This is a genomic window from Nostoc sp. DedQUE04, assembly GCF_034530995.1.
Lineage (GTDB): Bacteria > Cyanobacteriota > Cyanobacteriia > Cyanobacteriales > Nostocaceae > Nostoc.
In genome coordinates this window covers 18,609-29,088 of sequence record NZ_JAVRCA010000072.1, presented here as the reverse complement: position 1 = coordinate 29,088, position 10,480 = coordinate 18,609, and the positions used below count along the sequence as shown (strand labels likewise).

The window sequence follows — 10,480 nt, the reverse complement described above, 5'->3', positions numbered from 1 at the left end:
CCTGATGGCAAACGAATAATTTCTGGCTCATGGGATAATACCCTCAAAGTTTGGAATTTAGAGACGGGAGAAGAATTGTACACATTAAAAGGTCATACTAATTCTGTACAAGCTGTAGCTGTAACACCTGATGGCAAACGAATAATTTCTGGCTCATGGGATAATACCCTCAAAGTTTGGAGTTTGAAAAAAGGGAAAAATATTATTACTATCCAAGCTCATACTAGCCCTTTAACATCTTTAGCCGTGGCAGGTGAAGCATCAGGTAGGGTGCATTTTTTGCGTCTTGAGACAAGATAGAGGAATGAGGAAAGAAATAATTTTATCTGCCAAAGATTTCTTTGACGGTAATATTAACGTCAGGGAAGGCTTGAATTGATAAAGTTTGACCGCTAGTGAACTTTTGCATCAGCTGATATCCTGCGGCTGTTGGTTGTTGATAAACTTCCACAATTTGCTCGTTAATATCTACTAACCAAACTTCAATTATGTTTGCTTCCGCATATAAAGGAATTTTCTCTTCCCGGTCATACATCACAGTCGAATCAGATACTTCAATTAATAAAAAAATATCCTGGGGTTGGGGGTGTGCTGTGGCGTAGAAATCATTACGGGGTTTAAGTAATGCCACATCTGGCTGAGGTTCTGAGTTATCGTTCAACGCGATCGGATTTTGAGCAGCAAGTATAACCCGTTTACCCAACAGCTGCACCAACAGATTAACTAGTCGATTTACACAAGCAGCGTGTTTTGTCCCAATCGGCGACATCTCAATAATCTCTCCCCGAATCAATTCCACTCGGTCATCCTCTGTGAGAATCCCCGACTCAACCATCTTATGATATTGCTCAACTGTGAATTTCCGTCTTAGCAATTGTATAGACATCGCCACCTCCACTGTTGCCTCATCTTTTAATTATTCTCCAAAATCATGAATTCACCACCCAAACCACCCACTGCAATCAATTCCAGAGGACATCCCACGGAGTTTGAGCAAATCATTCAAGAAAAAAGCCAAAACTTTGTCGGTCGTGAATTTGTTTTCATTGCTATTAACAACTTTCTCCACCGCCATCACCAGGGTTACTTCACTATCATTGGCGCACCCGGTAGCGGTAAAAGTGCCATCCTCGCCAAATATGTGACAAACAATCCTCAAGTTATTTATTACAATGCCGAACTTGAGGGTAAAAATCGTGCTGACGAATTTCTCATAAATATCTGCACGCAACTCATTAATCAATACTCGCTTAATTACACCTCCCTGCCTGATAACGCCACAGAGGGAAGTTGGTTTTTCTCTAGTCTTCTCCAGCAAATCAGTGATGAGTTAGAACCCGATCAAAAACTGATAATTGCCATTGATGGATTAAATTGCATTGACCGTAACAGCCAACCACCTGGTACAAATCTGTTTTATCTCCCCCGCTATCTCCCGGATGGGGTCTATTTCCTCCTCACTCGTAGACCTTTCTTGCGGGAGAAGTCGGGTTTATTAATTGAAACGCCGTCCCAAAGTCTTGATTTAGCAGATTATCCAGAACAAAATCGGCGAGATATTCAAGCATATATTCAAAATTACCTAACCCCCGATGAAGAGATCCCCCCAACCCCCCTTGAAAAGGAAGGCAATATTCCCCCCTTGTTAACGGGAATTAGGGGGGATCTTAAATTTTGGCTGAGTAATCACCAGATTAATCAGCAAGAATTCTGCGATCGCCTCACCGCTTTGAGCGAAAATAATTTTATGTATCTCAGTCAGGTAATAAGTGCGATTGCAGAAAATTTCTACCTAATACCTTTCCAGTACAATCAACTCACGCCTGGTTTAGAGGCATATTATCAGCAGCATTTACACAAAATGTTTCCATCCGAACAAAAGACGAAACATAGCACAGATGTGTTAAATGTTTTAATCCAGCAGCAAAAAGCAATATCGGTGGAAGCGTTGGCGCAACCCGCCGCAGGCATCGCACAAATCATTGATACTGATGAGTATGAAGTTGAAGAAGTCCTAGAAAATTGGCTAGAGTTCTTACAGCAAAAACAAATCGCCTCAGAAACCCATTACAGTCTGTATCATTCCAGCTTTCGAGACTGGCTAGGTAAATAGCAAATAAAACCTTCTGAAAAATATCCACGGACATGATATACAGCAGAATTCAAGAGTCAGAATTCAGGAATCAGAATGGGCTATGCCCCACTGCGCTAACAGAAGTAAAACAAGCTTTGTACCTTCAGGCTAGCTTGTGTACTTCATCAACTTGAAATATGCTGTAAGTCCTCATCTACAGACGGATAAGTAGTGCAGGTACATCAATCGCTAAAAGTAAGCAGTCACTTACCAATTGGTTTGTCAAAAAAGTTGACATAAGTAGTTTTTTGTAATGCAGTGTACTACAATAGTAATGAGTTAAATTAAAAAGACTTCTTCGCCAGTACAGTGGAAATAAAATTACCATTTGCACGCAATTAGTTGATATTACGAGAAAAAATTTTCAAAACTTTCTACTTAACACAAAATAACTTAATTAACGCTGCATAACCGATAAATATGGATTTTGACTATTTTAGAAGCAATGAAGGCAGTCCTACAAATAATACTCGGCAAAGCTTACTTGCTTGCGGTTGGCGACCGTTTAATCGAGAATTAGACTGGGGATTTTTATGGCAACTATTGTACAGTGACTCCCGCGAATTAAGTCAAAAAAGTTTGAATTTGGCGAGTAATATTGCTGATGTTTTAGGACGAAATAATTATGCTTGGTGGGCTAATTTATTGAGTGTTGTATCTGATAATACCCGCTACGAAGTTGAAAAGTTTTGGAATTACATCACGCCAGATCCGCAATCCCCAGATCATCGCTACAAAGATGTTTTGAGTACGGAAACACCTATTGTCCAATTTGTCAGTCGTAGTAGTATTCCTATTGATTATGTTCTGAATCGACTGCAAGAAATTACTGTACTGCGAGTTTTAAGTGTATTGGGTAATCCTGATATTATTACTCAGTATCACTCAGAAAGAGATTTTTACTTTCCGATAGATAAATTTGTTAGCTGGGAACGCTTAGACGTTATTAATACTGTTTACGCTTACTGGTCTAAGTATGACATTTGGTTGCAAATCGATCCTTACGATCGCGGCCGACGACAATATACTTTAATGGCGAAAAATCTCGCGCCACTAATTAACAAAGCAACTTACGACTTAGCAGTGATGCTGAGTGGATATCAAAGTCGTGTAGGCAAAGTTCATAGTCAATTTAACATTCGGACATTTCCCGCAGATATCCAAAACTTTACTGATTCTGTACAGCAAGCGATTTTAAATCAAAACCAGTTAGCGGTTGTTGTACATGGACAACCAGGTACTGGTAAAACAGTCTGGACACAGGCAGTAGCAAAAGAAATTCTTGTACCTTTAGGGTATGTAATTTTTATTTTAGATCATGATGCGATCGCTAATTTTGTCCCACCGACTTACATAGAACGTATTTGTATCGTTATTAACGAAGCTGATAATCTAGCGCAAAATCGTGCTTCGGAGGTAGCGCAATACAATAACAAAACCGAACACATTTTGAGTTTGCTAGATGGCACTTTGTATCAGAGTGTAATTGATGATTCTGGTATTCAGATGCAGCAACGGTTAGTTGTCTTGATGACTTGTAATACTACTGAAAGATTAGATCCAGCCATGTTACGTAAAGGTAGGGTGGATTTAATATATGAATTTACACAACTATTTGTATAAAATCTACTTTCACCACAGTTTCACCTGTTTTTGCGATACAAGCTGATGCTCTTTGCGCCAAGCTTGGGGAGGTAAACCGTGATGTTGGCGAAACTGACGGGAGAAATGAGACACATCCTGATAGCCTAATGCTTTCGCTATCTTCTCGACTGTGTGATTATTATTTTGGAGTAAAAAACAAGCTTCCGCCATCCGGCGTTTGACAATCCAGCAGTTTACAGTCTCTCCACTTGTCTCCTTTACTCGGTTAGTTAAGTAAGCCGATGAGTAACCAACAGCAACAGCCACATCACACAAAGTAATTCCTTCATGATAATGGGCCTCGATAAAGTCGAAAACTTCTTTTAATTGCGGAATGTTGGGAAAGATTGACTTAGGACGAATGTTGACTTCTTTCTCAGAGGCGATGGCAACACCGACAGCGATCGCTGTAATATCATCTGTAAATGCTGATGATTTTGGAGCTTTATCTAATTTCCTAGAACACCAGTATTGAAGATTAGCTTGTTTTTCCAAGCGAGTAGCGATCGCTCTGAGCAATTCGTCTAGTGTCGAGGGTTTGCTAAGATAGTCATCTGCTCCCAATTCCATAGCTTTGCGAACATCTGCTCTAGTACTACTGCCAGTCAGAAAAATGAAAGGAATAATTGCTGTCTGAGGATCTTGGCGTAGTGTAGTTAAAACGTTATAACCATCCATATCGGGCATCGTGATATCACAAATCACTAAGTCGGGTATACGCTTTTGTGCTTGGTGGATGCCAGCAAGACCGTTGTCAGCACCTATTGTATCAAAACCTTTACCCTCAAGACCCTTTAAATAAAGATTGCGAGTAACGTTATCATCTTCAATAACGAGAATTTTCTTTGACGATTCGGACATAATTTTCTTTTTGCAGAAGCTAATTACTAGACTATTTGCTGAATATCTAAATAGACTCGTTCCGAGAGTTATGATTGTTAAATTTTTAGTTAATAACTCTCTTCATTTCAACACTCATAACTCGAAACAGGTCAACTCTGATTTGATTAATGGCAGCATTACTGTAAACGTAGAGCCGACATCAACTTCACTTTCTACAGAAACTTGACCATGATGTAAATCTACAAGAGTTTTAAGAATCGATAGTCCTAGTCCAGTGCCAGGTATATGATCGATATTACTACCACGGTAAAATGGCTCAAATATTCGTTGTTGGTCTACTACTGAAATACCGATCCCCCTATCTTTCACTTGGAAAATTATTTTTTCATTTTGGCAAGATAGTTCTAAATTAATTGCCAGATTCGAGATAGAATACTTAATTGCGTTATCAAGCAAATTCTTCAAAATCGGCTCTAGCAATTTTTTATCTATATATCCTGTTAGAGTTTTATCTTGACTGACAAAATTGATTGTTTTTTGGCTAACAATCATCTGCATTTGTGCAACTAAATCCTCACAAAACTGAACTAATTCAAGCGGTTTGGGTTCAAAGTTTAATTTTGCTGATTCTGCTTTCGAGAAGAACAAAATATCATCCAACATCAGGCTCAATTGTTCGGTGGCTTTTTGAATATGATCGAGTAATGGTTGGATTTTCTTCTGTGTACGTTTGTCTACTTCTTCTTTAAGTAAACTATTAGAAAATGAAACAATATTCAGTGGAGTTCGGAATTGATGGCAAACCATAGCAAGAAAACGCGCTCTAAGTTCGCTAAGTTGTTTGGCTTGTTCTAAAGCTTGGTTAAGCCCTAATTCTGCATATTTGTAATCGGTAATATCGATACCTGCAATTAATTCGACTGGGTTTCCCCCAAAATCCAGCACTCCGTCAAGCTTGGCAACTGCACAAGCTAGCCAGCGCTCCGTGCCGTTTTTTGTTAAAATATTCATCTCCTGGTATTCAAAATCAGCGGCTTCATCCTGCTTACGTACTTGCCTGCGTTTTTTGCTCTTAATCAGTCGGCGAAGATCGAAACCTGTTAGTAGTTCCTCTTTTGTGTAGCCAGTGAGTTGCTCTACTGCCGGATTTATGTAGCAAAGCCGCGTATCTTGAATCAGAAAAGTACCGGCATCTGTAGTTTCTGCTAAAGTCCGAAATCTAGTTGCGTTCAGTCGTAATGCTTCTTCAGTCTGTTTCGATTCAGTAATGTCCCAAATACTCCACACTCTCCCAATAATTTTACCCTCAAGCAATTGAGGTTTAGAATAGTGCGCGAAAACTCTCCCATCTTTCAACTCTAGAATGTCGTAACTCTCGAAATCAGATTGGCTAGACACTTCCCAAATCAGCCGACTAAAAGTTTGTGGATCTTTTAGTTGGCTCTCAAAAAAGGATTTGCATCGAGGACATTTCTTAGATAGTATTAGGGACTCTGGGATCTGCCACATATCCACAAATTTCTGATTCAAGCTCAGAATATCTCCCTCAAAGTTAACTGCAACAATACCAATAGCAGTAGACTCAAGAGTAGAGCGAAGTAAAGAAAGAGATGTTTCTAGTTCTACTTCTTTGTCCTTGAGTTGAGAAAATTCTTGTTGCAAATTGTCTTTGGCATCTTTTAATTCATCGGTCCACTTTTGGACGCTCAATTCTACTATTTCATCAGTTTTCTCACGAGCAAAGGCACAGCCAAATTCCATATCTTGGTGTTTTACATAGTTCATCGATATTTCTACCAGAAATATCCGACCTCCTTTTGCCCGATAGCGAGATTTAAAGGTAAGGGAACCCTGTGAGCTAATATCTGACCAATTATGCTGCGAAAAATCTACATCTATATCATGCAGCCTCATAGAAAGTAATTCCTCACGGGAATACTCAGTCATCAGGCAAGTGGCATCGTTGACGTAAAGAAACTGCCCGTTTGCTCCTAAACAAAAGGCAGCATCTACAGCGTGATTTATTAGGAAGTGAGCAAACTTCATCTCTATTTCTGGTTGTAGTGCCCATTGATTGTTCGATCTAGCTAGTGTATATTCGCCAGAATTCATGTTCATACTTCCTCCTGGTAATCAATCAGCACCATTCCCATTAAAGAGTTAATAGTCATAAATTACTAAAATCTTTGGTGTACTGTTTGGCTGTTAAAAAATAAAAATAGTCAAAATAGTTAGTATATTAAAAAATATTACTAATTATTCTTAATAAAACTTATCATACCAGGAAAAGGTGAATTATTAAACCAAATTTTTCTAAAAAACTAAAGTAAATATTTTTTTAATTATTGACTTAAACAAGTTTTTATATACAAAATTTAGAGCGGTCAATCAGCCCTGTTAGATAAAAGTTCAACGCTCTTAATCTATAAGTAAAAAAAATATTTTAAATTTAACCTAGCCCTGTATGACAACTAACTAATAGACATCTTTAGAAATTAACTACGCATTAGCAATAACCCTTGTAAAGATGTAGCAGTGCTACCTCTTTATAAGAGTTCACCAATCTAAAATTCCTGGGATTTCCACTGGGGAAAGGTTAAAGAATAAAAATTTTTCTCCTTTAGCCTTTTCCTTAGCAAGAATTTTGGCAAACTAGTTGTGTAGAGTCCTTTGATTTTCAACATAAATGAATTTGCGGTAGTGGGTCTGGCTTAAATGAATAAACTTCAACTTATCAACTTATTTTCTTAATTTATCTTAACCTACCTTCTCAGGAATTTAACTATAGAAGAATATGCTTAGTCATCTGTCGCAAGAAGTACATTTGTATTACTAGTGTACGTAAAAATTATGTGTTTTATTGTATGTTTTCTTTCAGAAACGAAGTCCGTATTCGTATATTAGGTATATACTGTTGATTTATGCATTATCAAAAACACTTTTTTAAAGATATTCATGCCCTGAATACTTTGTCATCTCTCAAAGGAACTATAAAAAGTCAAAAAATGATGTATTTATCGTTACAAATAATTGACTCAAAGAGTTTTTGGTGGCAATATAAAGACCGCTTAATCGCCTCATGCTTAAATTCGGATAAAAAGTTGTGTAAGTTCTAAAGCAAAAGAATTGACACCCACATCAAAAGATTTCCTATTGCAAATTTGGTAATGTGCCGCTTCTGCGATTGTAGAATATCAATCTTTCAGGTGGCTAAGTTGCAAATGTGACAATCACGAAAAAAGCAAAAAAATTGACACATATATCAAAAGATTTTTCATTGTAAATTAGGTTTTTATTGTAGCGGTCAAGAAACTTACCAAGCGTTTCTTAATTAGATCGGTGCTATTAAAGCTAACTATATTAAGTTTTGTAAACATTCTGAGACACGCTTAACTTCGGTTAATTACCAGTTTCTACACCTTTACACAACTTAGTTTTTTCCCACCGAACTACCGCCGATCTACTTAAATACTGTAGTCATCACATAGAAGCGAAAAATTTGACATCCTTATCAAAAGATTTTTGATTGTACAACAGTCTTCATCTCCTTTATTCTGGTGGCAAGAAGCACAGCCTCAACTGTTGTATGCTTTTGGTAAAAATTTTTTGGTACTGCGCTCACAAGCATCAATCAGCAGCGATTCGCCATTTCTACTCTTGACCAAGCTAGGTCATCGCTGCAAGAAACAACAGAGTTGTTTGTAATAAATATTTCTAGCGCTGTGATTGTAAACTAAAAAGCCTTTGTATAACTTTCTGAAATTACGTGAAACCAATGAGTCAAAACTATACTGGTTCAAATCCTCTCATCACCACTGAGCCATACAAGGAACTTCCCGCAAACAGATATGTAGAATCTGTGTCTGACTCCCGTCAGCTTGATGAATCGGAGAATAATGGGGGAATTCAGGCTTTTTTAAACGATGAAACAGCCCCAACGCTCTCAGTTGCCGATGCGATCGCTCAAATGTTGGAAAATTTGGGAGTAAGCTACGCTTTTGGTGTCGCAGGTGGTGCGATGGCCAGCCTTTGGGGTGCGCTATCCAATAGCAGCATAGAGGTGTTGAACTTTCGCCATGAAGCAGGAGCAGCATTTGCAGCCACCGAGGCTTACTTTGCAAATAATCGCCCAACTGTAGTTTTTACCACAGCCGGTCCGGGGATCACTAACGCCCTCACCGGGTTATTTGCGGCTCGTGGTGAAGGTGCAAAGGTGATTTTGTTGTCGGCTTGTACCTCAGCACCGCAGCGTGGACGTTGGGCAATTCAAGAAACCAGCACTTACACATTGCCCAGTGGAGGAATTTTTACCCCAGGAGCGTTATTCAACTATGCAGTCACGATTGAATCTGCGGCTCAACTACCGCAGATTTTCCGTAAACTTGCATTAGCGATGGCGCAACCAGGCGGATTTGTTGCCCATTTGAGCATTCCCACCAGTGTGCAAACAAGTTTAGTTGAGAATATAGCTTTACCCCAGTTAGATATTTCTCCGTTTCCGATGACTGCTTCCAAAGAAGCGATCGCTAAATCTGTAGAGTTATTATCATCTGGCCCCTTTGCTATCTGGGTTGGTTTCGGTGCGCGTGATGCAGCAGAGGAAATTCTGGAACTGGCTGAAAAAACCGGAGCAGCCGTTATGTGTTCGCCCCGTGCTAAAGGTATTTTCCCTGAAGATCATCCCCAATTTGTGGGTGTTACAGGTTTAGGCGGTCATGCTTCCGTCTTAACTTATATGGAACAGCAACCTCCACTACGCACACTCGTATTAGGAACCCGTCTTGGCGAACCGACTTCTTTCTGGAGTTCGGCGCTAGTTCCAAAAGGAGGTTTTGTCCATGTTGATATTGACCCAGAAGTGCCAGGTGTAGCCTATCCTCACGTTGAAACTTTCCCAGTTCGGTCTGATATCAAAGCTTTTGTGAAAGAGTTGTTGCAGCAATTGCCGGATGCTCCTGATTCTACAATGTCGCTACCTCGTCCAGAACACAAAGCAATTGAACCTGCTACAGAGGTAGATTATCCAGTGCGGCCAGAAGTATTGATGGCAGCAATTCAAAAGATAATTGTTGAAGATAGCGATGCCGTAGTCATGGCGGAGTGTGGTAACTCGTTTACTTGGTCAACGCATCTACTCCAATTTTCCGAAGCCAATCGTTACCGAGTCAGTACCGGAGTCGGAGCAATGGGCCACGCCGTCACCGGAGTATTGGGTGCAGCACTAGCAAGCAAAAGCAAGGCTGTAGGGATTGTCGGCGATGGCGCAATGCTGATGAATAACGAAATCAGCACAGCCGTGAAATACAAAATTCCGGCAATCTGGATTGTACTCAACGATGCGCGTTACAACATGTGCCATCAAGGGATGAAAATCTTGGGATTAAAGGGTGCAGATGCAACAATGCCACCAACAAACTTTGCGATGATTGCTCGTGGGATGGGAGCAGAAGCGATCGTTGTCGTCAGAGAGTCCGATATTGAAGCTGCATTACAACAAGCGATCGCATCAAATGTCCCTTTTCTCATTGATGTAGTGATTGATGCCGACCGCCCAGCACCTTCTGGCGGACGTAATAAGAGTTTGGCAGCACAAGGAATTAAATCAAATGCCGCTAAAAATCCAGCCAAGCAGGTTTCATTTCCAATGGTTTGATTTTAAAAGTTTGCAATCTCATTCAATTGTTATAGACACTAAAACACTGCAATCAAGCTGAATTTACAACGCAGTTTTGATTAGTTAATTCAGTAAAAGAGAAAGGATGAGTTTAGAAGCGACAAAAGTTTTCTTTTAGTCAAAAACTCCACTCAAAAAGCTGGAATCTAAAACTTATTTTTTAAACCCTAAGTCTTTTCTTAACT

The 10,480-nt window shown here is 39.5% G+C and carries 8 protein-coding genes; 5 read left to right on the top strand and 3 right to left on the bottom strand.

Features of this window, described 5'->3' with window-relative positions; genetic code table 11:
* A partial coding sequence (locus RM049_RS32670) for a WD40 repeat domain-containing protein (protein ID WP_416212676.1) occupies window positions 1-300 on the top strand: 300 nt, incomplete at its 5' end.
* A gap of 22 nt (window positions 301-322) precedes the next feature.
* Here RM049_RS32670 and RM049_RS32665 read toward each other — a convergent pair.
* Complete coding sequence (locus RM049_RS32665) at window positions 323-886, bottom strand: Uma2 family endonuclease (protein WP_322671095.1); 564 nt, start codon at window positions 884-886, stop codon at window positions 323-325.
* Between the two features lie 45 nt (window positions 887-931).
* Between RM049_RS32665 and RM049_RS32660 the strand changes: the two genes are divergently transcribed.
* Together RM049_RS32660 and RM049_RS32655 are read left to right on the top strand one after the other, a co-directional pair.
* Complete coding sequence (locus tag RM049_RS32660) at window positions 932-2,113, top strand: ATP-binding protein (RefSeq protein ID WP_322700819.1); 1,182 nt, start codon at window positions 932-934, stop codon at window positions 2,111-2,113.
* 441 nt (window positions 2,114-2,554) lie between these two features.
* Window positions 2,555-3,757: an AAA family ATPase gene (locus RM049_RS32655; protein WP_322707141.1), complete on the top strand. Its 1,203-nt coding sequence runs from the start codon at window positions 2,555-2,557 to the stop codon at window positions 3,755-3,757.
* 9 nt (window positions 3,758-3,766) lie between these two features.
* Here the strand turns inward: RM049_RS32655 and RM049_RS32650 are convergent, their stop codons facing one another.
* Window positions 3,767-4,639 (bottom strand): response regulator transcription factor, encoded by an 873-nt coding sequence (locus RM049_RS32650; RefSeq protein ID WP_322707140.1) that lies wholly within the window; start codon window positions 4,637-4,639, stop codon window positions 3,767-3,769.
* A 114-nt stretch (window positions 4,640-4,753) separates the two neighbouring features.
* Window positions 4,754-6,733: a scytonemin biosynthesis sensor histidine kinase gene (locus RM049_RS32645; RefSeq protein ID WP_322707152.1), complete on the bottom strand. Its 1,980-nt coding sequence runs from the start codon at window positions 6,731-6,733 to the stop codon at window positions 4,754-4,756.
* Between the two features lie 1,410 nt (window positions 6,734-8,143).
* Here RM049_RS32645 and RM049_RS32640 point away from each other — a divergent pair.
* Window positions 8,144-8,326: a hypothetical protein gene (locus RM049_RS32640; RefSeq protein ID WP_322689381.1), complete on the top strand. Its 183-nt coding sequence runs from the start codon at window positions 8,144-8,146 to the stop codon at window positions 8,324-8,326.
* Window positions 8,327-8,396: 70 nt separating this feature from the next.
* A complete protein-coding gene (gene scyA, locus RM049_RS32635; RefSeq protein WP_322686283.1) occupies window positions 8,397-10,274 on the top strand; it encodes a scytonemin biosynthesis protein ScyA in 1,878 nt (625 codons plus the stop codon).
* Window positions 10,275-10,480: the final 206 nt, after the last annotated feature.